Origin of the sequence: Streptomyces sp. GSL17-111, assembly GCF_037911585.1 — a bacterium.
Classification (GTDB): Bacteria; Actinomycetota; Actinomycetes; order Streptomycetales; family Streptomycetaceae; genus Streptomyces.
In genome coordinates, this window is the sequence record NZ_JBAJNS010000001.1 from 570,814 (window position 1) to 594,028 (window position 23,215).

General features: G+C 72.4%; 20 protein-coding genes. 8 read left to right on the plus strand and 12 right to left on the minus strand.

What is annotated here, in order from left to right; all coding sequences use genetic code 11:
• Positions 1 to 85: 85 nt before the first annotated feature.
• From V6D49_RS02685 to V6D49_RS02710, 6 genes are all read right to left on the minus strand, one after another.
• The gene (locus tag V6D49_RS02685) at positions 86 to 1,474 is read right to left on the minus strand and encodes an 8-oxoguanine deaminase (protein ID WP_340556737.1); all 1,389 of its coding nucleotides are present in this window, start codon (positions 1,472 to 1,474) and stop codon (positions 86 to 88) included.
• 182 nt (positions 1,475 to 1,656) lie between these two features.
• Positions 1,657 to 2,622, minus strand: a complete 966-nt coding sequence (gene pucL / locus V6D49_RS02690) for a factor-independent urate hydroxylase (RefSeq protein ID WP_340556738.1) — start codon at positions 2,620 to 2,622, stop codon at positions 1,657 to 1,659.
• Positions 2,623 to 2,630: 8 nt separating this feature from the next.
• Positions 2,631 to 3,020 (minus strand): hydroxyisourate hydrolase, encoded by a 390-nt coding sequence (uraH, locus tag V6D49_RS02695; protein WP_340556739.1) that lies wholly within the window; start codon positions 3,018 to 3,020, stop codon positions 2,631 to 2,633.
• Positions 3,021 to 3,022: 2 nt separating this feature from the next.
• On the minus strand, positions 3,023 to 3,529 hold the full coding sequence (uraD, locus tag V6D49_RS02700) for a 2-oxo-4-hydroxy-4-carboxy-5-ureidoimidazoline decarboxylase (RefSeq protein ID WP_340556740.1): 507 nt from the start codon (positions 3,527 to 3,529) through the stop codon (positions 3,023 to 3,025).
• Positions 3,530 to 3,840: 311 nt separating this feature from the next.
• Positions 3,841 to 4,218 carry a helix-turn-helix domain-containing protein gene (locus V6D49_RS02705; RefSeq protein WP_340556741.1) on the minus strand — a complete coding sequence of 126 codons (378 nt, stop codon included), beginning with the start codon at positions 4,216 to 4,218 and terminating at the stop codon, positions 3,841 to 3,843.
• On the minus strand, positions 4,215 to 4,481 hold the full coding sequence (locus V6D49_RS02710; protein ID WP_191208631.1) for a thiamine-binding protein: 267 nt from the start codon (positions 4,479 to 4,481) through the stop codon (positions 4,215 to 4,217). The genes V6D49_RS02705 and V6D49_RS02710 overlap by 4 nt, the downstream gene beginning before the upstream one ends.
• A gap of 139 nt (positions 4,482 to 4,620) precedes the next feature.
• Here V6D49_RS02710 and V6D49_RS02715 point away from each other — a divergent pair, with 139 nt between their 5' ends.
• From V6D49_RS02715 to V6D49_RS02745, 7 genes are all read left to right on the plus strand, one after another.
• Positions 4,621 to 5,466, plus strand: a complete 846-nt coding sequence (locus V6D49_RS02715; protein ID WP_340556742.1) for a TIM barrel protein — start codon at positions 4,621 to 4,623, stop codon at positions 5,464 to 5,466.
• A gap of 68 nt (positions 5,467 to 5,534) precedes the next feature.
• Entirely contained in the window at positions 5,535 to 6,437 is a 903-nt protein-coding gene (locus V6D49_RS02720) for a 2-hydroxy-3-oxopropionate reductase (protein ID WP_340556743.1), read from the plus strand.
• Between the two features lie 159 nt (positions 6,438 to 6,596).
• Positions 6,597 to 8,054, plus strand: coding sequence for a catalase (locus V6D49_RS02725; RefSeq protein ID WP_340556744.1), 1,458 nt, complete (start codon positions 6,597 to 6,599; stop codon positions 8,052 to 8,054).
• Between the two features lie 258 nt (positions 8,055 to 8,312).
• Entirely contained in the window at positions 8,313 to 9,014 is a 702-nt protein-coding gene (locus V6D49_RS02730) for a hypothetical protein (protein WP_340556745.1), read from the plus strand.
• Between the two features lie 266 nt (positions 9,015 to 9,280).
• On the plus strand, positions 9,281 to 11,059 hold the full coding sequence (gene gcl, locus V6D49_RS02735) for a glyoxylate carboligase (RefSeq protein WP_340556746.1): 1,779 nt from the start codon (positions 9,281 to 9,283) through the stop codon (positions 11,057 to 11,059).
• Between the two features lie 231 nt (positions 11,060 to 11,290).
• Positions 11,291 to 12,340 (plus strand): endonuclease/exonuclease/phosphatase family protein, encoded by a 1,050-nt coding sequence (locus tag V6D49_RS02740; RefSeq protein ID WP_340556747.1) that lies wholly within the window; start codon positions 11,291 to 11,293, stop codon positions 12,338 to 12,340.
• A 148-nt stretch (positions 12,341 to 12,488) separates the two neighbouring features.
• Positions 12,489 to 13,691 carry a MarP family serine protease gene (locus V6D49_RS02745; RefSeq protein ID WP_340556748.1) on the plus strand — a complete coding sequence of 401 codons (1,203 nt, stop codon included), beginning with the start codon at positions 12,489 to 12,491 and terminating at the stop codon, positions 13,689 to 13,691.
• Positions 13,692 to 13,710: 19 nt separating this feature from the next.
• Here the strand turns inward: V6D49_RS02745 and V6D49_RS02750 are convergent, their stop codons facing one another.
• The 6 genes from V6D49_RS02750 to V6D49_RS02775 form a co-directional block, all read right to left on the minus strand.
• Positions 13,711 to 14,301, minus strand: coding sequence for a lytic polysaccharide monooxygenase auxiliary activity family 9 protein (locus V6D49_RS02750; protein ID WP_340556749.1), 591 nt, complete (start codon positions 14,299 to 14,301; stop codon positions 13,711 to 13,713).
• Positions 14,302 to 14,423: 122 nt separating this feature from the next.
• Positions 14,424 to 15,611 carry an XdhC family protein gene (locus V6D49_RS02755; protein ID WP_340556750.1) on the minus strand — a complete coding sequence of 396 codons (1,188 nt, stop codon included), beginning with the start codon at positions 15,609 to 15,611 and terminating at the stop codon, positions 14,424 to 14,426.
• Between the two features lie 63 nt (positions 15,612 to 15,674).
• Positions 15,675 to 17,117 carry an NCS2 family permease gene (locus tag V6D49_RS02760; RefSeq protein ID WP_340556751.1) on the minus strand — a complete coding sequence of 481 codons (1,443 nt, stop codon included), beginning with the start codon at positions 17,115 to 17,117 and terminating at the stop codon, positions 15,675 to 15,677.
• A gap of 190 nt (positions 17,118 to 17,307) precedes the next feature.
• Complete coding sequence (pucD, locus tag V6D49_RS02765) at positions 17,308 to 19,701, minus strand: xanthine dehydrogenase subunit D (RefSeq protein WP_340556752.1); 2,394 nt, start codon at positions 19,699 to 19,701, stop codon at positions 17,308 to 17,310.
• A 2-nt stretch (positions 19,702 to 19,703) separates the two neighbouring features.
• On the minus strand, positions 19,704 to 20,315 hold the full coding sequence (locus tag V6D49_RS02770; RefSeq protein WP_340556754.1) for a (2Fe-2S)-binding protein: 612 nt from the start codon (positions 20,313 to 20,315) through the stop codon (positions 19,704 to 19,706).
• On the minus strand, positions 20,306 to 21,214 hold the full coding sequence (locus V6D49_RS02775; RefSeq protein WP_340556756.1) for an FAD binding domain-containing protein: 909 nt from the start codon (positions 21,212 to 21,214) through the stop codon (positions 20,306 to 20,308). The genes V6D49_RS02770 and V6D49_RS02775 overlap by 10 nt, the downstream gene beginning before the upstream one ends.
• A gap of 277 nt (positions 21,215 to 21,491) precedes the next feature.
• Between V6D49_RS02775 and V6D49_RS02780 the strand changes: the two genes are divergently transcribed.
• Complete coding sequence (locus V6D49_RS02780; protein WP_340563638.1) at positions 21,492 to 23,186, plus strand: PucR family transcriptional regulator; 1,695 nt, start codon at positions 21,492 to 21,494, stop codon at positions 23,184 to 23,186.
• Positions 23,187 to 23,215 lie beyond the last annotated feature (29 nt).

Sequence of the window (23,215 nt, forward strand, 5' to 3'; positions counted from 1 at the left end):
CCCCGGCCGTTCGTTCAGGACCCCGCTCGGATCCTGAACCACCGGCCGGGAGCCGTCCCTCCCGGCCGGAGTCCTCTGATGTCGGTCAGGACGCGTCGGCCGCGATCCGGGCCAGGCGCTGCGCCTCGGCCCGGGTGCTGCGGGCGACGGCGTCCTCGTCGACGGTGGTGAGCCGGCCGTCCTCGACGACCGCCCGGCCGTTCACGAGGGAGAGCGTGATCGGTGCGGCGGCCCCGAGCACGAGGGCGGCGACCGGGTCGGCGATGGAGGCGTGGCCGATGCCGTCCAGCTTCCACAGGACGAGGTCGGCCAGCTTGCCCGCCTCCAGGGAGCCGATCTCGGCGGTGCGGCCGAGGACCTGCGCGCCGCCGAAGGTGCCCAGGCGCAGGGCCTGGCGGGCGTTCAGCGCGTTCTCCCGGTGGCCGCCGAGGCGGTTGATGAGGAGCGCGTTGCGCAGCTCGGTGTGCAGCTCGCCGGACTCGTTGGACGCGGTGCCGTCCACGCCGAGGCCGACGGGCACGCCGGCGGCCAGCATGTCCGGGACGCGGGCGATGCCGGCGGCCAGGCGGGCGTTGGAGGACGGGCAGTGGGCGACGCCGGTGCCGGTGCGGGCGAAGGCGGCGATGTCGGCGTCGTTCATGTGGACGCAGTGCGCCATCCACACGTCGTCACCGAGCCAGCCGGTGGACTCGAAGTAGTCGGTCGGGCCCATGCCGAACAGCTCGTGGCAGAACTTCTCCTCCTCGACCGTCTCCGAGCCGTGGGTGTGCAGCCGCACGCCCTTGCGCCGGGCGAGCTTCGCGCCTTCGCGCATCAGCTCGGTGGAGACGGAGAAGGGCGAGCAGGGCGCGACGGCGATGTGCAGCATGGAGCCGAAGGAGGCGTCGTGGTGCGTGTCGATGGCCGCCTCGGTGGCCTCCAGGATGCTGTCGAGCGTCTCGACGGCGAAGTCCGGCGGCAGGCCGCCGTCCGACGCGCCGCGGTCCATCGACCCCCTGGCGGCGGTGAAGCGGACGCCCATCTCCCGGGCGGCGCGGATCTCCGCGCCGAGCAGGTCGCCGGTGCCGCGCGGGAAGACGTAGTGGTGGTCCATGGCGGTGGTGACTCCGCCCCGGGCCATCATGGCCAGGGAGCCCTGGGCGGCCGCGTAGACCATCTCCTCGTCGATGCGCGCCCAGGTGGGATACAGGGCCACGAGCCAGTTGAAGAGGTTGGAGTCCTGCGCGAGCCCCCGGGTGATCCACTGGTAGAAGTGGTGGTGGGTGTTGACCAGGCCGGGGGTGGCCAGGTGCCCGGTGCCGTCGACGCGCCGTACGACGTTCGCCAGGCCCTCGGGGGCGGCGCCGGCGCCCACCGACTCGATGACGTTGCCGGCGACGACGACGTGCCCGGCGGCGTACTCGGTGTCGTGCGCGTCCACGGTGGCGACGGCGCAGTTCTCGATGACGATGCGCTCGGGTGCTGAACCAGCCATGGGATGTACCTCGTGTTTCCGTCCGGAGGTCCGGGCCCGGGGGTCGAGCGGGGTGCCGACCGGGTCCGAAGGTGGTGCTGTGTCGCGCAGATGCCCCCGCTCTCCCCCGGGATTCGTCGACGCCGGCGCTGCGTCGGGGGGCCCGGGCGGCCGCCCTGCCGGGCGGCGCCCCTACGGGCTGCTTACAGGTTGGTCATGTCGACCGGGATCTGCGGCTCGGCTCCGTCCCGCAGAATGGTGGCCTCGATGAGGCCGTAGGGCCGATCCGCCGCGTAGTAGACGGCTCCCTCGGCGGTGTCGTTCTTCAGCCCGAACGGCTCCAGGTCCACCAGGAAGTGGTGCTTGTTCGGGAGCGAGAAGCGGATCTCGTCCACCTCACCGCGGCTGTTGATGACGCGCGCGCCCATCTGGTACAGCGTCTGCTGCAGCGAGAGGCTGTAGGTCTCGACGAACGCGTCGAGCATGTGGCGCTTGACCTGGGCGTAGCTGCGCTCCCAGTGGGGCATGCGCTGGTCGTCACGCGTCCAGTTGTGCCGCCACACGCCCGTCACCTGGGTGGCGAGGATGCGGTCGTACGCCTCCTTGAGGGTGGTGTACCTGTCCTTCACGTACCCCCAGAACTCCGAGTTGGTGGAGTTCATGACGGTGAGGTCCTTCAGGCCGGAGAAGACCTGGAAGTTCTCGCCGTCGTAGGTGACCTGCGCGGTGCGGGTCTCCTGGCCGTTGCGCACGAAGGAGTGGCGCACCTCGTCCGCGCCGATGAAGCGGTTGCCCGAGTCGGAGGTCTCGATCCGGTCCCAGGCGTACTCCTCGATCCGGATGCGGGCCCGGTGGATGGCCGGCTGGGACTCGACGAAGTGCCGGGCCAGGTGGATGCCGAACTGCTCGGCGGACTCGATGCCGTGCTCCTTGGCGAAGGCGAACACCGTGTTCTTGGTGGTGTCCGTCGGCAGCACGTGGGCGTTGGAGCCGGAGTAGTGGACGTCGTCCATGTCACCGGAGAGGGCGACGGAGACGTTCAGGTCCTTGATGTGGTGGGTGTCGCCGTCCCGGGTGATCTTGACGACGCGGTTCTCCGCTTTGCCGTACTGGTTCTGGCCGAGCATCACAGGGCGGGCCGGGCGGGCCGGGCGGGAAGTAGCAGTCATTGCGGGTGTCAGCTCCCTCGGTACACGGAGTAGCCGAACGGGTTGAGCAGCAGCGGTACGTGGTAGTGCTCGCCCGGGGTCACGGCGAAGACGATCGCCACCTCGGGAAAGAAGACACCGCTGTCCCTTACGCGGGGGGCGTCCTGCTGTTCCTCGGCTTGCTTGGTCGAGAAGTACGGCTCGACCTCGAAGACGAGCCGTACGTGGGTCGTGCCCTCCGGCAGGGCCGGAAGGTCCTTGCAGCGCCCGTCGTCGTCGGTCCTCGAGACGCCGTGCGCGGCCCATGCGCCGTCGGCGCCGCCGCGGACGGACAGCTGGACGGCGACGCCGCCGGCCGGCCGTCCCACGCTGGTGTCCAGGATGTGGGTGGACACCGATGCGGTCGTCGTGGTGCTCATGGTCAGGCTCCTTGTGCGAGGCGGGTCAGCCGGATGCGGTTGATCTTCACCAGCTCGGTGCGGACGTTCTCCCGCTCCCGTTCCGGCGTGTTGTCGATCCGGGCGCGCAGCGCGTCACGCATCTGGTCACCGGACAGACCGGTGGCGCAGATCAGGAAGACGTGCCCGAACTTCTCCTGGTACGCCAGGTTGAGTTCGAGCATCTCCGCCTTGAGCTCCTCGGAGGCGCCGGACATCCCGCGCTGTTCACGCGAGGAGGTCGGGTCCCCGGGCTTCGGGCGGCCGATGGGCGGGTGGCCCGCCATCGCCTCGGCGAGGTCGGCCTCGCCGAGCTCGGCCATGGCGGCGTCACTCGCGGTGAACAGGGCGGCCGCGTCGGGGTACGGGCGCCGGCCGAGCAGCTTGTCGGCCCAGGCCGTCGAGGCGCAGACCTCGTGGAGCGCCGCGCGGGCCTCGCCCTCCTCGGCGGTGTTGAACCGGGTCAGCCCCGGTGCCGTACTCGAAGTCACGGGAGCCTCTCTGGCCGTGTTGCGGGTGGGCTGCGCAATAGCTAAGCCGCCGGGGAACGCCCCGTCAACACTTTGTTGAACTTTTTCGCGGGGCCTCCACCGGCGGGCCCGTACCGGCCTCCACCGCACCCCCCGCGCCCCCACGACCACCCGGCACCCCGACCCCGGGCGGGCGCGGCGCGGGCGCCGTACCGCGAGTGTCCGGCGAGGTGACCGCGGACGCAAGCCCCGCCCGGCCCTCGGGCCCCAGACACACGCCGGGCGCCGGGCGGCCACTCGCGGTGACTGCCCGGCGCCCGGCCTAGGCGCGATCAGCCGCGCCCCTTGGGGTTCTCCCGGTTCAGGTAGTTGTAGACGGTGAAGCGGCTGACACCGAGCGCGGTCGCGACCGTCTCCACGCCGTGCCGCACGGAGAACGCCCCGCGCGACTCCAGCAGCCGCACGACGCGCTGTTTGGACTTGCGGTCCAGCTCGGCGAGCGGCCTGCCCTGCGCCCGCTCCAGCCCCGCCAGGATGTGGTCGAGCGACTCCGACAGGTGGGGCAGGCGGACGGCGAGGACGTCCTCGCCCTCCCACGCCAGCACGACGTCCGCCTCCGTGGCGTCCGGCACGGCGATGATCTCGCCACCCATCGCGTCGACCAGCGGCTTGACCGCCGAGGTGAAGGGATGTTCGCCCAGACCAGTCATGCGTCACCCGGCTCCTGGTCGTCGGATCCGACCACATTGACCTGCAGGGAGACGCGGGTCGCCCCGGCGGCGAGTGTTCGGCGTAGCATCTCGTCCACCACGGCGAGCACCTCGTCCGCGGCCCCCTCGGCCGTGTTGCCGAAGGGGCCGACGTCGACGGCGTCCAGACCGCCGCGCTGCACGACCTCCCGCGCCACCACCGCGTGCTCCGGAGCCTCGTCCAGGTCGAACGGCTCTGTCGTGAATTCCACTTTCAATCGCACCGGCTCAACGTACCGCGCTGCTGCGGGGCCGCCATCGGCACATTTCGGACCACCCCCTTGACAGCGGCACCGCACTGCTTGCAATCTTCCATCAGATAGAAATTAACTTCCGCAATACGGAAGGAGCGGGTCGCCCCTCATGGGTTACACGGACACACGCTTCACAGTGAACCTCTCGATCCTCTTCACCGAGCTCCCGCTGCTCGAGCGGCCGGCCGCGGCCGCCGCCGCGGGCTTCACCGCGGTGGAGCTGTGGTGGCCGTGGATCGACACGCCGACCCCGGAGCAGGCCGAGCTGGACGCGCTGCGCGAGGCACTGAACGACGCCGGGGTGCGGCTCACCGGGCTGAACTTCTACGCCGGGCAGCTCCCCGGACCGGATCGCGGGGCGCTCTCGGTGCCCGGCGAGGAGTCCGACAGGTTCCGGGCCAACGTCGACGTGGCGGCCGACTTCGCGGCCTCCGTCGGGTGCACGGCCCTCAACGCCCTCTACGGGAACCGGGTGGACGGCGTCGACCCGGCCGTCCAGGACGAACTGGCGCTGGAGAACCTGGCGATCGCCGCCCGCGCCGCCGACCGCGTCGGCGCCGTACTCCTCGTGGAGGCGCTGAACCGGCCCGAGTCGCCCCGGTACCCGCTGGTCAGCGCCCCGGCCGCGATCGAGGTCGTGGAGAAGGTCAACGCCGCGACGGGCCTGGGCAACGCGAGGTTCCTCATGGACCTCTACCACCTGTCGATGAACGGCGAGGACCTCACCGAGGTCATCGAGAAGTACACCGCCGTCACCGGCCACGTGCAGATCGCGGACAACCCCGGCCGAGGCGCCCCCGGCACCGGCGACCTGGACTTCACCGACCTGCTGGACCGCCTGAAGAAGGCCGGTTACGACGGCTGGGTCGGCCTGGAGTACAAGCCCGGCGACGCGCCGAGCGGCAGCACCTTCGCGTGGCTGCCCGCACCGCTGCGGCCCGCCCCGGCGGGCTGAGCCGGGACACCGTCCCGCGTCCCGCCCCCACACGCCTCCCCTCACGGCACCGAAAGGCACCGAACACCATGAGCAGCAACCTTCCGAAGATCGCCTGGGTCGGCCTGGGCATCATGGGCTCCCCCATGGCCGAGAACCTGATCAAGGCCGGCTACTCCGTCACCGGCTTCACACTGGAGCAGGAGAAGCTGGACCGGCTGGCGGCCAATGGCGGCACCGCCGCGTCCTCGATCGCCGAGGCCGTGGCCGACGCCGACATGGTGATCACCATGGTCCCCGCCGACCCGCACGTGAAGGCCGTCATCCTCGGTGACGACGGCGTGCTCGCCCACGCCAAGCAGGGCGCCACGATCATCGACATGTCCTCGATCACCCCGCAGACCTCCATCGCGGTGGCCGAGGCCGCGGCGAAGGCGGGCAAGGGCCTCAAGGTCCTCGACGCCCCCGTCTCCGGCGGCGAGGCGGGCGCCGTCGAGGCCGTCCTGTCGATCATGGTCGGCGGCGAGCAGGCCGACTTCGAGGCCGTGAAGCCGATTCTCGAGGCCCTGGGCAAGACCATCATCCTGTGCGGCCCGCACGGCGCCGGCCAGACGGTGAAGGCCGCCAACCAGCTCATCGTGGCGGTCAACATCCAGGCGTGCGCCGAGGCCGTGGTGTTCCTGGAGAAGTCCGGCGTGGACCTGAACGCCGCGCTGGAGGTCCTGAACGGCGGACTGGCCGGCTCGACGGTGCTGACGCGCAAGAAGGACAACTTCAAGAACCGGGACTTCGCGCCGGGCTTCCGCATCGACCTGCACCACAAGGACATGGGCATCGTGACGGACGCGGCCCGCAGCGTGGGCGCGGCCCTGCCGGTCGGCGCGGTCGTCGCCCAGTTGGTGGCCTCGCTCCGCGCCCAAGGCGACGGCGGCCTGGACCACTCGGCGCTGCTGCGCGCCGTCGAGCGTCTCTCCGGCGACCGGGTCGCCTGACGCTCCCCCGACTCCGGGTGGCGGCGCCGACAACCTGTCCTGTCGCGCCCAAGGCGCCGCCACCCGGATATTCAACAAACTGTTGACGTGCTGCCGTAGCCGTCCTTACGCTCCACTTCCGCGGAAGTCCCCTTCCGCGCTTCGTTACGGAAGGTCACGATGTCCAAGCCCACGCTGACGACCGAGTCCGGCGCTCCGGTCGCCGACAACCAGAACTCCGCCACCGCCGGCGTCGGCGGACCGCTGCTCCTCCAGGACCAGCACCTGCTGGAGAAGCTCGCCCGGTTCAACCGCGAGCGCATCCCGGAGCGTGTCGTGCACGCCCGCGGTTCGGGGGCCTACGGCCACTTCGAGGTGACCGACGACGTCACCGGCTTCACCCGGGCCGCCTTCCTCGGCACCGTCGGCAAGCGCACCGAGGTGTTCGTGCGCTTCTCGACCGTGGCCGACAGCCTCGGCGGCGCCGACGCGGTGCGCGACCCGCGCGGCTTCGCGGTGAAGTTCTACACCGAGGAGGGCAACTACGACCTCGTCGGCAACAACACCCCGGTCTTCTTCATCAAGGACCCGCTGAAGTTCCCCGACTTCATCCACTCGCAGAAGCGCGACCCCTTCACCGGCAAGCAGGAGCCGGACAACGTCTGGGACTTCTGGGCCCACGCCCCCGAGGCAACCCACCAGGTCACCTGGCTCATGGGCGATCGCGGCATCCCCGCCTCCTACCGCCACATGAACGGCTACGGCTCCCACACCTACCAGTGGACCAACGCCGAGGGCGAGGCCTTCTTCGTCAAGTACCACTTCAAGACGAACCAGGGCATCCGCTGCCTGAGCAGCGAGCAGGGCGCCGAGACCGTCGGCCGGGACGCGAACAGCCACCAGACGGACCTGCTGCAGGCGATCGAGCGCGGCGTGCACCCGTCGTGGACGGTGTACGTGCAGGTCATGCCGGCCGCCGAGGCCGCCGACTACCGGTTCAACCCGTTCGACCTCACCAAGGTGTGGCCGCACGCCGACCACCCGCTCCAGCGGGTGGGCCGCCTGGTCCTGGACCGCAACCCCGACAACGTCTTCGCCGAGGTCGAGCAGGCCGCGTTCTCCCCCAACAACTTCGTCCCCGGCATCGGCCCCTCGCCGGACAAGATGCTCCAGGGCCGCCTCTTCGCCTACGCGGACGCGCACCGCTACCGGCTGGGCGTCAACCACACCCAGCTGCCGGTGAACGCCCCGAGGGCGACGACCGCCGACAACTACGGCCGGGACGGCCTCATGGCGCTCAACGCACAGGGCCGCGACGCCAGGAACTACGAGCCCAACTCCTACGGAGGGCCCGTGGAGACCGGCCAGCCCCTCGCCGCCCCCTTCGCGGTCTCCGGCCACACCGGCACCCACGAGGCGCCGCGGCACTCCAAGGACGACGACTTCTTCCAGGCCGGCGAGCTGTACCGGCTGATGTCGGAGGAGGAGAGGAAGCGTCTCGTCGCGAACATCGCCGGCGGTCTGTCGCAGGTGACCCGCGACGACGTCGTCGAGAAGAACCTCGCCCACTTCCACGCCGCCGACCCGGACTACGGCCAGCGCGTCGAGGAAGCCGTGCGCGAGCTGCGCGAAGGCTGATTGGGAGGTCGGCCCGAGCGCCGTCCCATGCCGCCGGCCCGTGGACGAGGGGTGGCCGGCGGTATGGGACATCCCGCCGGTGCGCGTCAGCGGACCGAGCGCGGTGCGGCCCCGCGTCAGCGGGCCGAGCACGCCACAGAACCGCCCGGGGGCGCGAACGTCCTGTCGCGCCCAGCCTCGCGCCCTCGGGCGTACAACTCCCCCGCCGGGCCCCGCGTTCGCCTGCGGGGCCCGGGCTTTTCGGGGACCATGGAACGCATGGCGGACGTGAGCGCGAACAGCTCGGTGCGGTGTCCCGTGTGCCGACGTGAGCACCGCTGGGCGCCACCCACCTACCCCTGTCCGTGCGGCGCCCCGGTGGCCCTGCCCCTGGCGCGGGACGGGGTACCCCTGCGCGTCAGGCGACGCACCTGGGCCGGCTCCTGGGTGGCCGTGCCCTGTGGCGCCTGCGGGCGGTCCCAGGACTGGCCGCAGCCCGAACTGTGCTGTCCGTGCGGGGCGTTGCTCGCGCTGCCGGTGGACCGCACCGGGGCCGGGCCGGGCACGGCCGGCGGGCCGGTCGGGGGCCCGCCGGCCGACCGGCCCGTGTTCACCCCCGTCACCATCCGCACCGCCCGGGACGCCGTCCTGGCCGCCGCGCACTACCTGCGCTGGCTCGGCTTCGCCGACGTGCTGGCGACCCACGGACCCCCGGCGTCCGGCATCGACCTGCGCGGACGCGGCGTCGTCGCCCGGGTCGACCCCACGACGTCCCCGATGGGCGTACGCGCCGTGGAGACGGTGTGGCTATCGGCGCTGCACATCTCCGCCGTGGCCGTCTGCTTCGCCCTCGCCGGCTACGAGCAGGACGCCTACGCGCGGGCCGAGCAGACCGCCCTGCCCCTGTTCACCCTGGATCTCACGGGGACGCCGCAGCCCGCGAGCGCGGCTGCCGAGCACCTGGTCTCCACCGGGGCCTGACGCCACCTCCGGAGACCCGCTGACCGGGGCGTCGCCCCACCCGCCCCCTCTTCCCCCTGTCTCGCGCCTTCCCCGCCCCGTCGCGCCCCGTCGCACCCCGTCGCACTCGGCGTGGGTGCGTCCACCGTGCGGCCCTCGTTCCGTACGGCCCGGACTCCGGACAAGGGTTGACGGCTTGTTGACGCCCGCCGTACCTTTACTTCCATATAGCAGAACGTGAATTCCGTCATACGGAAAAGCCACGCACGGTCGACTCAGGAGCATCCATGCCTCGTATGACCGCCGCCCGCGCGGCCGTCGAAATCCTCAAGCGTGAAGGCATCGACACCGCCTTCGGTGTCCCCGGCGCGGCGATCAACCCGCTCTACGCCGCGCTGCGCGCCGGCGGGGGCATCGAGCACAAGCTCGCCCGGCACGTCGAGGGCGCCTCGCACATGGCCGAGGGCTACACCCGGGCGAAGCCCGGCAACATCGGCGTGTGCATCGGCACGTCGGGCCCGGCGGGCACGGACATGATCACCGGTCTGTACTCCGCGATCGGGGACTCCGTTCCGATCCTGTGCATCACCGGACAGGCGCCCACGGCCCGGCTGCACAAGGAGGACTTCCAGGCCGTCGACATCCAGTCCATCGCCAAGCCGGTGACCAAGATGGCGATGACGGTCCTGGAGCCCGCACAGGTCCCCGGCGCGTTCCAGCAGGCCTTCCACCTGATGCGGTCCGGACGCCCCGGCCCGGTCCTCATCGACCTGCCGCTGGACGTTCAGCTCGCCGAGATCGAGTTCGACCCGGAGACCTACGAGCCCCTCCCGGTGCACCGCCCGGCCGCGACCCGCAAGCAGGTCGAGAAGGCCCTCGGCATGCTGAACGCGTCCGAGCGTCCGCTGATCGTCGCGGGCGGCGGCATCATCAACGCCGACGCCTCCGACCTCCTCGTCGAGTTCGCCGAGCTGACGGGCGTCCCCGTGATCCCGACGCTGATGGGCTGGGGAACCCTGCCCGACGACCACCGGCTCAACGCGGGCATGGTCGGGCTCCAGACCTCCCACCGCTACGGCAACGCGACGTTCCTGGAGTCGGACTTCGTCCTCGGCATCGGCAACCGGTGGGCCAACCGCCACACCGGCGGCCTGGACGTCTACACCGAGGGCCGCACGTTCGTGCACGTCGACATCGAGCCGACGCAGATCGGCCGGGTCTTCGCGCCCGACTACGGCATCGTCTCGGACGCGAGGGCCGCGCTGGAGCTGTTCGTCGAGGTCGCCAGGGAGCTGAAGGCCGCCGGGAAGCTGCCGGACCGCGACACCTGGGCGGCGTCCGCGCAGGAGCGGAAGGCCACGCTCCAGCGCCGCACGCACTTCGACGACATCCCGATGAAGCCGCAGCGGGTGTACGAGGAGATGAACCGCGCCTTCGGGCCGGACACCCGTTACGTCACCACCATCGGCCTGTCGCAGATCGCCGGCGCGCAGATGCTGCACGTCTACAAGCCGCGGCACTGGATCAACTGCGGCCAGGCCGGCCCGCTGGGCTGGACCGTGCCGGCCGCCCTCGGCGTCGCCACCGCCGACCCGGACGCCCCCGTCGTCGCGCTCTCCGGCGACTACGACTTCCAGTTCATGATCGAGGAGCTGGCGGTCGGGGCGCAGCACAAGATCCCCTACGTCCACGTGCTGGTCAACAACTCCTACCTGGGCCTGATCCGCCAGGCGCAGCGGATGTTCGAGATCGACTTCCAGGTCAACCTGGAGTTCGAGAACATCAACTCGCCCGAGATCGGCGTCTACGGCGTGGACCACGTGAAGGTCGCCGAGGGTCTCGGCTGCAAGGCCATCCGCGTGACCGATCCGGCCGAGCTGGGCGCCGCGCTGGAGCAGGCCAAGAAGCTCGCCGCCGAGTACCGGGTGCCGGTCGTCGTCGAGGCCATCCTGGAGCGCGTCACCAACATCTCCATGAGCGGCAACGACATCGACAAGGTGAACGAGTTCGAGGAGCTCGCCACCGAGCCGGGCCACGCGCCCACCGCGATCTCCCCGCTCACCTGACGGCCGGGGACAGCAGACCGAGGGGCCCGGGCTCACCACGAGCCGGGGCCCCTCGGTCCTTCCCGACGCCCAAGCGGGGCCGGCGCACGGGCGGGGCGGGTGCTCCGGCGGGGCGGGCGCTCCGGCGGAGCACCGGGTCACCCGAACGACGCGGATGCCGACGGGGGCACCCGGCGAGGCACGGGGCCGGGTTCCACGACTCCGCGCCGCTCATGGTGCACGATCTGATACGTGCAGACGCAAGAGTACGACCAGCAGACAAACGCCACGCGGGTGCCGAAGCCGCAGCGCGGGCCCGTCGTCCGCTCCGTACCCCCGTCCGGCCCCGGGCCGGGTCGGCGGCGCTTCCGCCGGCTCGCGGTGCTCGGCGGGACGCTGCTGCTCCCGCCGAGCGCCGCGCTCGTGGCGCGGGCGCTGGACGTGGACGGACCGATGCCCCTCCCCCAGCTGCTGGCGTTCCTGCCCTGGTTCCTGGTGCCCGGCTGGCTGGCGCTGGCCGTCGCCGCCGCGGCGCGTCGGCCGCTGCTGGCCGGCTGGTCGCTGGCCGTGCTGGGGAGCACCGCCTGGTTCCTCCAGCCCTACGGCCCGCAGGTCGCCACCCCCGCCGGACCGCCACTGGCGCAGGTGCGGGTGCTGAGCGCCAACCTGGAGTTCGGCGGTGCCACGGGCGCGCTGCTGGACGTCCTGCGCCGCGAGCGCCCCCATCTGGTCTCCGTCCAGGAGTGCGACCGGCGCTGCGCCGAGGCGCTGGACACACCGCGACTGAAGGACGCGTACCCCTACCGTGTCGTCCGGGGCAGCGAGCCGGCGGAAGGCTCCGCGCTGCTGAGCGTGTATCCGCTCAGCGACGTCGGTCACCTCCCCGGGCAGCTGTCCATGCCGAGCGCCGTGGCGGACGTGGCCGGGGTGCCGGTGCGCGTCCAGGTCGTCCACCCCATGCCGCCGCGCCTGGGTTCGATGGACGCGTGGGCGCGCGACCTCGAGACGATCCGCCGCGCGGCGGAACGCCGGTCGGGGACGCGCACGATCGTCGCCGGGGACTTCAACGCGTCCCAGGACCACGCCGGATTCCGGGCCGTCCTGGACACCGGGCTGCGCGACAGCGCCCGGTCCGTCGGCCATTCCCGGACGCCGTCGTGGCCGGCGGCGACCACTCCGCTGCTCGGCACCCAGATCGACCACGTCCTGGTGAGCGAGCGGCTGACGCCGGTCGGCGCGCACTTCCTCGACCTGCCGGGCACCGACCACCGCGCCCTGCTCGCCGACGTCCAGGTCCGCTGACGCGCGAGCGCCCGCCCCGGCGTCGGTACGGAGCCGGGTCCCGGACGGCGGGTGCCGGGCGGGAACCACACCCGGGGGCTGGGACGTTCTACCCGATCAGTGGCCGGCGCACCGGCCGACGGGGGCGGACCGGGAAAGAGGAACGGTCGTGAACCTGATAGATGTCGTACTGCTGCTGGCCGCGGTCGCCTTCGCCGCCGACGGGTACCAGCGCGGGCTGGTGGCGGCCCTGGTGTCGCTCGCCGGTTTCGTCGGCGGCGCGGTCGTGGGGGTGTGGCTGCTGCCGTTCACCCTGGGCTTCGTCGAGCGGGGCAGCGGAGCGGCGACGGTCACGGCCGTCCTGACCGTCCTGCTGCCCGCGGGCGCCGGGCACGCGCTCGCCGCACGGCTCGGCTGGGAGCTGCGAGGCGCGCTGCGCTGGGCGCCGGTGCGCTGGCTCGACGGCATCGGGGGTGCCCTCGCGAACGCGGTCGCGGTCCTGCTCGTCGGCTGGCTCGCGGCGAGCGTGCTCGTCACCTCGCCCTCGCCGGAGGTGAGCCAGGCCGTCCGGGGCTCGACGGTGCTGGGCGCCGTGCAGGAGCGGATGCCGGAGGCCGCGCCCACCTGGTTCAGCCGGGCGACGAACGCCCTCACCACGGCCGGCTTCCCCCAGGTCTTCAACCCCTTCGAGAACGAGCCGGTCACCGGGATACCCGAACCGACGGGGGACGAGGTCACCGAGGCGGCCACCGTCGCCGCCCAGCGCGGCAGCGTCAAGGTGGAGGGCGTCGCGTTCGTCGACGGCCGGCGGCAGGGGCAGGAGGGCAGCGGTTTCGTCTACGCGGACCGCCGGGTCATGACGAACGCCCACGTGGTGGCCGGGGTGGACCGGCCGACTGTCCGGGTGGGCGGGGTGGGCCCGGCCCTGTCGGCGACCGTCGTGCACTTCGACCCGGACGTCGACGTCGCGGTGCTGCGGGTGCCCGAGCTGGACGCGACGCCGCTGGAGTTCACCTCCGAGGTCTCCCGGGGCGACCCGGCCGTCGTCGCGGGGTACCCGGAGAACGGCGGGCTGGACCTCCAGGCCGCGACCGTGGCGGGTGAGGTCACCGCCCGTGGGCAGGACATCTACAACGCCAGCATGGTCACGCGGGAGATCCATCCGCTGCGGGGCACCGTCCGCCCCGGCAACTCCGGGGGCCCGCTGCTCACCCCGGACGGCCGGGTCTACGGCGTCGTCTTCGCCCGGTCCGTCACCGATCCGGACACGGGCTACGCCCTCACCGCCGACCAGGTGCGGCGCGCGGCCGAGGCCGGTGACGCGTCGACGGCCCCGGTGGACACGGGCGACCGGGCGGCGAGCATCGGCTGACGCCGCCCGGCACCGCCGGTCAGAACCTGACGTCGGAGCAGGCGTAGAAGGCGTTCGCCGTGTCGTGGACGGTCCAGACGGCCAGGATCAGGTGCGTGCCCGTCTTGCCGGCGGGGATGCGCCCGGTGTGGCTCTCGACGGTGGCCGGCTGCCGGCCGCCCAGGTTCACGGTGAGGAAGGGCTGCGCCTCCAGGTCGCTGCGGGTGAGCGGCCGGGTGGGGTCGTAGCCGTCGCGGGTGATGAAGTACTCGTACTTGGTGGTGCGGTGCGGCGCGGTGTTGCGCCAGGTGAAGGTGTACTGCTGGCCGCCGCTGAGCCGCGTGGTCGGCCAGGCACCGCCGCGGGGGTCGTCGAGTTCGGCGAACCGGGCGTTGCCACCGGCGCAGATGGTGCCGTCGGAGGGCCCGCGTCCGGGGAAGCCCTTGAGCCCTTCGACGCTCTGCGGCTCCCAGCGGATGGCCCCGCAGCCGCTCACGGTGCCCTGGGCACAGTGCAGCTGACGGCTGAGCGGGGAGGTGGTGTATCCGTGCGCGGTGGCCGGGCCCGCGGAGGTGAGAACGGTCACTGCGGCCAGCCCTAGGGCAGCCGCGAGGGAGGTGATCGTGCGCATGGCTGCGCTCCTGCCTGACGTGGGGGTTGCCTGAGTTGGTCCAGACCAACTCTGACGGTAGAGGCCGGTTTTGGACATGTCCAGACCAATGCAGGCAGGAAGAAAGGTGCCGCGTACAAACGTCAGGCGGCCGAACCCAGCCGCGTCGTGCGGGTGTCGTGGTGGATGGGGACGCCGCCACCGGTGAGGGGGACGCCCGAGCCGCCGTGCCGGTCCGCGACGATCTCGGCCGCGATCGACAGGGCCGTCTCCTCCGGCGTCCGGCCGCCGAGGTCGAGTCCGATCGGCGAGCGGAGCCGGGCCAGCTCCCGTTCGCCCAGTCCCGCCTCGCGCAGCTTCGCCAGCCGGGACTCGTGGGTCCGCCGCGAGCCCATCGCCCCCACGTAGGCGACCGGCAGCCGCAGGGCCCGCTCCAGCAGCGGCACGTCGAACTTCGCGTCGTGCGTCAGCACGCACAGCACCGCGCGGCCGTCGAGTCGCTGGCTCTCCAGGTAGCGGTGCGGCCAGTCGACGACGACCTCGTCGGCCTCCGGGAAGCGCCGGGCGGTGGCGAAGACCGGGCGGGCGTCGCACACCGTCACGCGGTAGCCGAGGAACGCGCCGACCCGCACCAGGGCGGAGGCGAAGTCGATGGCGCCGAAGACGAGCATGCGCGGCGGCGGGACGCTGGACTCGACCAGCAGCGTCACCGGCTCACCGCAGCGGCTGCCGTCGGCGCCCAGCTCCACGGTGGCGGTCCGGCCCGAGGCCAGGTGCCCGACGGCCTCGGCCACGGCGGTGCGCTCCAGGGCCGTCGGCCCGGCGGTGCCGCCGGACCCGTCCAGGACGCCCACGTGGGAGCCGTCGGGCCTGACGTACAGGGTGCGGCCGAGAAGCCCCGGGGGACCCGCGACGACGCGGACGAGCGCCGACGCCTCCTGCCGGGAGGCGGCGGCCACCGCGGCGGCGACGGCCGGGCGGACGGCGGGCTCATCCATGCCGCCGTCCGCACCGGCCGCCGCCCGTACCGGGGTGACGAGGACGTCGATGACGCCGCCGCAGGTCAGGCCCACGGCGAAGGCGTCCTCGTCGCTGTAGCCGAAGCGCTCGGCGACGGGCGTACCCGTCTCCATCGCCGTCCGGCACAGCTCGTAGACCGCGCCCTCCACACAACCGCCGGACACGGAGCCGACGACGGTCCCGTCGGCGTCCACCGCCATGGCCGCACCCGGCCGGCGCGGGGCGCTGCCGTGCGTGGCCACGACGGTGGCGACGGCGAAGTCACGTCCCTGCTCGCACCACCGGTTCAGCTCGTCGGCGATGTCCAGCATGGCGGTCTCCTTGTCCAGGTCGGGGGGTGGGGGGCGCGGGGCCGGGCGGGCCGGTCAGTGCAGTCAGTGCCCCACAAATGCGAAGTTGTAGACGAACACGGCCGCGAGGATCCACATGAACAGCCCCGGCTCGCGCCACTTGCCCTGGGCGAGCTTGATCGCGCAGTACGCGATGATGCCCGCGCCGACGCCGTTGACGATCGAGAAGGTGAACGGCATGAGGATCACGGTGAGGAAGACCGGGATGGCGACCGCGCGGTCCTTCCAGTCCACGTGGCGGGCGTTCTGCATCATCATCGCGCCGATGACGACCAGTGCCGCCGCGGCGACCTGGCCGGGCACGATCTCGGCGAGCGGCGTGAAGAGCAGCATCAGACCGAAGATCAGACCGGTCACCGTGGCCGACAGGCCCGTGCGGGCTCCTTCACCGACGCCCGAGGCGGACTCGATGAAGACCGTCTGGCCCGAGGCGCTGACCGAGCCGCCGATGGCACCGCCGGCGCCGTCGACGAGCAGGGCCTTGTTCAGGCCCGGCATGCGGCCCTTCTCGTCGGCGAGCTTGGCCTCCTGGCCGACCGCGATGATGGTGGCCATCGCGTCGAAGAAGGCGGCGAGCACCAGGGTGAAGACGACCGTCGTGACGGTCGCGGCGCCCAGTTCGGCGAAGCCGCCGAGCTCGACCTGCCCGAAGAGGCTGAAGTCGGGGCTGGAGACGAAGGTGTCGGGGAAGGCCGGGGTGGCCAGGCCCCACTCCTCGTCGCCGAGGTCGAGGACCGCGGTGACGACGAGGGCGAAGACGGTACCGATGCCGATGCCGATGAGGATGGCGCCGGGCACGTTGCGCGCCATCAGCATGAAGATCGCGAGCACGGTGAGGCAGAAGGCGAACACCGGCCAGCCGGCGAGCGCGCCCTCGACTCCCAGGGTGATCGGCGGGCCGCCCTCACCGCCCCGGCCGACGAACCCGGCCTTCTCCAGGCCGATCATCGCGACGAACATGCCGATGCCGATGGTGATGGCGTGCTTGAGCCCCATCGGAATCGCGTTCATGATCTTTTCCCGGAGGCCGGTGATCACCAGGAGCATGATCACGACCCCGTAGATCACGCACATGCCCATGGCCTGCGGCCAGGTCATGCCCGGGACGACCTGGGTGGCGAGGACGCCGGAGACGCTCAGGCCGGCGGCCAGGGCGAGGGGCACCTTGCCGATGATGCCCATCAGGAGGGTCGACAGACCCGCCGCGAACGCCGTCGCGGTGACGATCGCCGCCGGGTTCAGGGTGTCGCCGTTGACGTCGGGGACGCTCAGCAGCAACGGGTTGAGCAGGAGGATGTACGCCATCGCCATGAAGGTGGTGACGCCGCCACGCACCTCCCGGCCTGTGGTGGAGCCGCGCGCGGTGATGTGAAAGTACCGGTCGAGCCAGCCTCTTCCCGCGGGCGGGCGAGAGCCGGAGCCCGCGTCTTCCGCCGCGGTCCTCGGCTCTATCGACGACTGTGCCATGTGTGCCAACTCCCAAGGTTCACAGGGGCACCCGCCGGCTCCTTACGCCGGCCGGGATTTGGGATGCACGACGCGGGGGACGGCCCGAGACGAACGAGTGTGGTGCGCATTGCCGTGGGGGGCTTTCTGAGCGGGCGGCGCCGGGCGGGGTGGTGCGGAAGTCCGCCCGGCGCCTCACTTCCGGGTTCCGTCAGGTGCCGGTGAGGTGCTCGGGGCGGACGGGTACCCGCCGCAGCGCCAGACCGGTGGCCGCACGGATCGCCGACACCACCGCGGGGGTGGAGGACAGCGTGGGGGCCTCACCCATGCCGCGCAGCCCGTAGGGCGCATTGGGGTCGGCCAGCTCCAGGACGTCCACCGGGATGGTGGGGGTGTCCAGGATGGTCGGGATGAGGTAGTCGGTGAAGGAGGGGTTGCGGACCTTCCCGTCGGTGTCCACGACGATCTCCTCCATGACGGCCAGGCCCAGGCCCTGCGTGGTGCCGCCCTGGATCTGGCCGACGACCGACTGCGGGTTGAGCGCCTTGCCGACGTCCTGGGCGCAGGCCAGCTCGATGACCTTGACCAGGCCCAGCTCGGTGTCGACCTCCACCACCGCGCGGTGCGCGGCGAAGGAGTACTGCACATGGCCCTGGCCCTGGCCGGTGCGCAGGTCGAACGCCTCGGTGGGCCGGTGGCGCCACTCCAGCTCGATGTCGACGACCTCGTCCTCCAGGACGTCCGCGATGCCGGCCAGCACCTCGCCGCCGTCGGTGACGACCTTGCCGCCCTCCAGCAGCAGCTCGGCGGTCGCCCAGGCCGGGTGGTAGGTGCCCAGCTTGGCGCGGCCGAGCTCCAGCACCTTCGCGCGGACGGCCTCGCAGGTGTGCTTGACCGCCCCGCCGGTGACGTAGGTCTGCCGCGAGGCCGACGTGGAGCCGGCGGATCCGACCCGGGTGTCGGCCGGGTGGATCGTCACGTTCGTGACGCCCAGCTCGGTGCGGGCGATCTGCGCGTGCACGGTGACGCCGCCCTGGCCGACCTCCGCCATCGCGGTGTGCACCATGGCGACCGGCTCGCCGCCGACCACGGAGAGCCGGACGCGGGCGGTGGAGTAGTCGTCGAAGCCCTCGGAGAAGCCGACGTTCTTGATGCCCACCGCGTAGCCGACGCCCCGCACGACGCCCTCGCCGTGCGTGGTGTTGGACAGTCCGCCGGGCAGGGCGCGGACGTCGACGCTGGTCCCGGCCAGGTCGCCGCTCTCCCACTGCTTCTCCGGCGGGAGCGGCAGCGCCTTGACGCGGCGCAGCAGCTCGGCGACGGGCGCCGGGGAGTCGACCTCCTGCCCGGTGGGCATGATCGTGCCCTGGCTCATGGCGTTGAGCCGGCGGAACTCCACCGCGTCCATGCCCAGCTCGGCTGCGAGCTTGTCCATCTGGCTCTCGTAGGCGAAGCAGGCCTGGACCGCGCCGAAGCCGCGCATGGCGCCGCAGGGCGGGTTGTTCGTGTAGAGGGCGACGGCCTCGATCTCGACGTCGTCGATCACGTACGGGCCGACCGACAGCGAGGAGGCGTTGCCGACGACGGCCGGGGAGGCCGAGGCGTAGGCGCCACCGTCCAGCACGATCCGGCACCTCATGTGCGTGATCCGGCCGTCGCGGGTCGCGCCGTGCTCGTACCAGAGCTTCGCCGGGTGGCGGTGCACGTGGCCGAAGAACGACTCGAACCGGTTGTAGACGATCTTGACGGGCTTGCCGGTGCGCAGCGCGAGCAGGCAGCCGTGGATCTGCATCGACAGGTCCTCGCGGCCGCCGAACGCGCCGCCGACGCCGGAGAGCGTCATGCGGACCTTCTCCTCGGGCAGGCCGAGGACCGGGGCGATCTGGCGCAGGTCGGAGTGGAGCCACTGGGTGGCCACGTACAGGTCGACGCCGCCGTCCTCGGCGGGCACGGCCAGGCCGGACTCCGGGCCGAGGAAGGCCTGGTCCTGCATGCCGACCTCGTACTCGCCGCTGACGATCACGTCGGCCCGGGCCCGCGCCGCCTCGACGTCACCGCGCACGATGGGCTGGCGGTGGACGATGTTCGGGTGCGGCACGTGCCCGGCGTGGTGGTCGTCGCGGCCGGGGTGCAGCAGCGGCGCGTCCTCGGCCGTCGCGGTGGCCTCGTCGTGGACGACGGGCAGCGGCGCGTAGTCGACCCGGATCTTCTCGGCGGCCCGGCGGGCCGTCTCGGGGTGGTCGGCGGCGACGATCGCCACCGGCTCCCCGTGGTGCCGGACGCGGCCGTGGGCCAGGACGGGGGTGTCCTGGATCTCCAGGCCGTAGTTCTTCACCCCGGTGGGCAGGTCGTCGTAGGTCAGGACGGCGTGGACGCCGGCCTGGGCCAGGGCCGCGGAGGTGTCGATCGAGCGGATCTCGGCGTGGGCGTGCGGGCTGCGGAGCGTGTAGCCCCACAGCATGTCCTCGTGCCACATGTCCGAGGAGTAGGCGAACTCGCCGGTCACCTTCAGCGTGCCGTCGGGGCGCAGCGTGGACTCGCCGATGCCGCCCTTGGTGGCGCTGCCCTGGGTGAGGTTCGTCGGGGTGCGGGTCACTCCGCCCATCGTCAGGCTCCCGTTCCAGCGGTCTGGGACTCCTCGCGCGCCGCGGCGAGGCGGACGGCGTCGAGGATCTTCTCGTAACCGGTGCAGCGGCACAGGTTGCCGGAGAGCGCTTCGCGGATGTCCGCGTCACTCGGCTGCGGGTTGCGCTCGATCAGCTCGTCGGCCGCGACGAGCAGACCCGGCGTGCAGAAGCCGCACTGGACGGCCCCGGCGTCGATGAACGCCTGCTGCACGGTGGACAGCTCGGCGCCCTCACCGCTCCCGGCGCCGTCGCCCTCGACCTTTCCGGGCTTCGCCTCCCACTGCTGGGCGGCGTTGAGGTCGGTGCCCCCACACGCTCCGCTCGCGCAGCCCGCCGCACGGTCCTTGGCGAAGTCCGCCAGGCCCTCGACGGTGACGACCTCGCGGCCCTCGACCTGGCCGGCCGCGACCAGGCAGGCGCAGACGGGCACGCCGTCCAGCCGGACGGTGCACGAACCGCACTCGCCCTGCTCGCAGGCGTTCTTGGAGCCGGGCAGGCCCATGCGCTCGCGCAGCACGTACAGGAGGCTCTCGCCCTCCCAGACGTCGTCGGCCTCGTGCGGCCGGCCGTTGACTCGGAAGTTCACGCGCACTGTGCGCCTCCTTCGGTGGTGCGGGTGCCGCGGCCCCCGGTGCGGTACGCGTCCCAGGTCCAGCCCAGGGTGCGGCGGGCCATGATCCCGACGGCGTGGCGGCGGTACTTGGCGCTGCCGCGCACGTCGTCGATCGGGTTGCAGGCGCCGGAGGCCAGTTCGGCGAACTGGCGGGCGATGGAGGGCGTGATCGTCTTGCCGCTCTCCCAGAAGCCGCCGTCGGTCAGGGCCGCGCTGAGGAACTCCTCGGCGGCGGTGGCACGCAGCGGGGTCGGGGCGGCGGAACCGATGCCGGTCCTCACGGTGCGCGTCTCCGGGTGGAGTGCGATGCCGAAGGCGCACACGGCGATGACCATGGCGTTGCGGGTGCCGACCTTGGAGAACTGCTGCGGCCCGGTGGCCTTCTTGATGTGGACGGTCTTGATGAGCTCGTCGGCCGCCAGCGCGTTGCGCTTCACGCCGGTGAAGAACTCCTCCACCGGGATGAAGCGGGTGCCGCGCACGGACTCGACCTCGACCTCGGTGCCGGCGGACAGCAGCGCGGGGTGGGAGTCGCCGGCCGGGGAGGCGGCGCCCAGGTTGCCGCCGACGCTGCCGCGGTTGCGGATCTGCGGCGAGCCGACGGTGTGGCCGGCGAGAGCCAGCCCCGGCAGTTCGGTGCGCAGGTTGTCGATGATCCGGCTGTAGGGAACCGAAGCGCCCAGGCGGACGTTCTCCTCTCCGACCTCCCACTCGTGGAGTTCGGTGACGCGGTTGAGGTCCAGCAGGTACTCGGGTCGACGGTGGTCGAAGTTGAGCTCGACCATCACGTCGGTGCCGCCCGCGATGGGCACAGCCGTGGGGTGCTCGGCCTTCGCGGCGAGCGCCTCCTCCCAGCTGGCGGGGCGCAGGAAGTCCATGAAAACTCTCTTCTCGGTCTTCTCGGATCGCGACTACATGAGGTGAGGGGGCCCTGGCCAAAGAGGCGCCCTTGCCACGTGATCGTTCATCTGTCGTTCATCAGGTGTGACCCAGTAGACAGGCGTCGAATCGCACCGGTGCAGTCACCGAAGGCATGAAGCGATTAGCCGGTGACCGGTCCGGTCTTGTAGATTCGAACGAATGACGGGTTCCTCACCGTGAGGCCGGGCTCGTCCGATCACAGAGGCAACACACGACGGAACGGTGAGCGACGACATGCGGCTGCGTGCACTGCTGGAGACGGCTTCGCTCGGGTTGCGCCTCCTCGGCGGTGAGCAGGAGCTCGACCGCCAGGTGCGCGGCGTCATGACGACGGACCTGCGCGACCCCAGCCGTTACCTCTCCGGCGGAGAGCTGGTGCTCACGGGGCTGGCGTGGCGCCGCGACGCCGACGACTCGGACGGTTTCGTGCGGATCCTCGCCGCCGCCGGCGTGGCCGGACTCGCGGCGGGCGAGGCGGAGATGGGCCAGGTTCCGGACGACCTGGTGGCCGCCTGCGCCCGGCACCGGCTGCCGCTGTTCGCGGTCGACGAGGACGTCGCGTTCGCGACCATCACCGAGCACGTGGTGCGCCAGGTCTCCGGGGAGCGCGCCGGCGACCTCGCCGCAGTCGTCGAAAGACACCGACGCCTCATGACGCCCGGCCCCGGCGGCGCGGGACCCGACGTGGTGCTCGACCTGCTCGGGTCCGACCTCGACCTGCGCGCCTGGGTGCTCACGCCCACCGGCCGGCAGATCGCGGGCGCCGGGCCCGGCTCGCAGACACCCGAGCTCCCCGCCGCCGTCCGCGCCCAGCTCGCCGGGGAACACCTCGCGGCGCTGCGCGGCGGGCGACGCGGCCCCTACCGCACCTCCTTCGAGGGGACGACGTACTCCCTCTTCCCCGTCCGCAGCGACGGCCGGGATCTGCGCGCGACGGTGCTCTCGGACTGGCTGCTCGCCGTGGAGGCCGACGCCGGTGACTGGCCGGGGCAGCGGCTGGACCTGCTCCAGGGCGTCACCCAGCTCATCGCGGTCGAACGGGACCGGCGCGACGCGGCCCGCACCGTCCGGCGCCGTCTCGCCCAGGACGTGCTGGAGCTGGTCCAGGGCGGCGCGCCGCCCGGCGAGATCGCCGCGCGGCTGCGGGTGGCGGCCCCCGTCCTGCTGCCCGGTCTCGGCACGGCGCCGCGCTGGCAGGTCGTGGTGGCCTCGGTGGAGTGGTCCGGTGCGGGGATTCCCGGCGGTCCCGTGGCCCAGGCCCTGCTGGAGGAGGCGCTCGTGGACCCGGGCGTACCCGGCCCCGACCCGGCCGACCGGATCGCCGTCGCCCACACGGGCGAGGAGGCGGTGGCCCTCGTGCCGCTCTCCACCGACGACACGTCCCCCGGCGGGTCGGCCGGGGAGAGCGCCCCGGACTCCGGCGCGGGCTCGCCCGGGTTGCACGCCCACGCGATGCTGGCCTCGGTCCGCGAGCCGCTGGAGCGCGGGCTGGCCGACGACGGACGGCTCACCCTCGGGGTCAGCGCGGCCGTGACCTCCGCCGAGGGCCTGCGCGGCGCGCTGGAGGAGGCCCGGCACGCCCGCCGGGTGGCGGCCGCCCGGCCCGGACGGGTCTGCGCCGCCGGGCACGAGGAGCTCGCCTCGCACGTCCTGCTGCTGCCCTTCGTCCCCGACGACGTCCGGCGCGCCTTCACCGCACGGCTGCTGGACCCGCTGCGCGACTACGACCGGCGGCACCGCGCGGAACTGATCGACACGCTGGAGGCGTTCCTGGAGTCCGACGGCTCCTGGACCCGCTGCGCCTCGCGGCTCCACCTGCACGTGAACACCCTCCGCTACCGGATCGGCCGGATCGAGCAGCTCACCGGCCGGGACCTGTCGCGGCTGGAGGACAAGCTCGACTTCTTCCTCGCCCTGCGCATCAGCTGACGTCCCGGCCCGCCCCGGGCCGGCCCGCC

Excerpts from the sequence above, each read along its gene's own strand:
- V6D49_RS02685 (WP_340556737.1), bottom strand. The coding sequence starts at position 1,474 with ATGGCTGGTTCAGCACCCGAGCGCATCGTCATCGAGAACTGCGCCGTC.
- pucL (WP_340556738.1), bottom strand. The coding sequence starts at position 2,622 with ATGACTGCTACTTCCCGCCCGGCCCGCCCGGCCCGCCCTGTGATGCTC.
- uraH (WP_340556739.1), bottom strand. The coding sequence starts at position 3,020 with ATGAGCACCACGACGACCGCATCGGTGTCCACCCACATCCTGGACACC.
- V6D49_RS02705 (WP_340556741.1), bottom strand. The coding sequence starts at position 4,218 with ATGACTGGTCTGGGCGAACATCCCTTCACCTCGGCGGTCAAGCCGCTG.
- V6D49_RS02715 (WP_340556742.1), top strand. The coding sequence starts at position 4,621 with ATGGGTTACACGGACACACGCTTCACAGTGAACCTCTCGATCCTCTTC.
- V6D49_RS02720 (WP_340556743.1), top strand. The coding sequence starts at position 5,535 with ATGAGCAGCAACCTTCCGAAGATCGCCTGGGTCGGCCTGGGCATCATG.
- V6D49_RS02725 (WP_340556744.1), top strand. The coding sequence starts at position 6,597 with ATGTCCAAGCCCACGCTGACGACCGAGTCCGGCGCTCCGGTCGCCGAC.
- V6D49_RS02730 (WP_340556745.1), top strand. The coding sequence starts at position 8,313 with ATGGCGGACGTGAGCGCGAACAGCTCGGTGCGGTGTCCCGTGTGCCGA.
- gcl (WP_340556746.1), top strand. The coding sequence starts at position 9,281 with ATGCCTCGTATGACCGCCGCCCGCGCGGCCGTCGAAATCCTCAAGCGT.
- V6D49_RS02750 (WP_340556749.1), bottom strand. The coding sequence starts at position 14,301 with ATGCGCACGATCACCTCCCTCGCGGCTGCCCTAGGGCTGGCCGCAGTG.
- V6D49_RS02755 (WP_340556750.1), bottom strand. The coding sequence starts at position 15,611 with ATGCTGGACATCGCCGACGAGCTGAACCGGTGGTGCGAGCAGGGACGT.
- V6D49_RS02760 (WP_340556751.1), bottom strand. The coding sequence starts at position 17,117 with ATGGCACAGTCGTCGATAGAGCCGAGGACCGCGGCGGAAGACGCGGGC.
- pucD (WP_340556752.1), bottom strand. The coding sequence starts at position 19,701 with ATGGGCGGAGTGACCCGCACCCCGACGAACCTCACCCAGGGCAGCGCC.
- V6D49_RS02775 (WP_340556756.1), bottom strand. The coding sequence starts at position 21,214 with ATGGACTTCCTGCGCCCCGCCAGCTGGGAGGAGGCGCTCGCCGCGAAG.
- V6D49_RS02780 (WP_340563638.1), top strand. The coding sequence starts at position 21,492 with ATGCGGCTGCGTGCACTGCTGGAGACGGCTTCGCTCGGGTTGCGCCTC.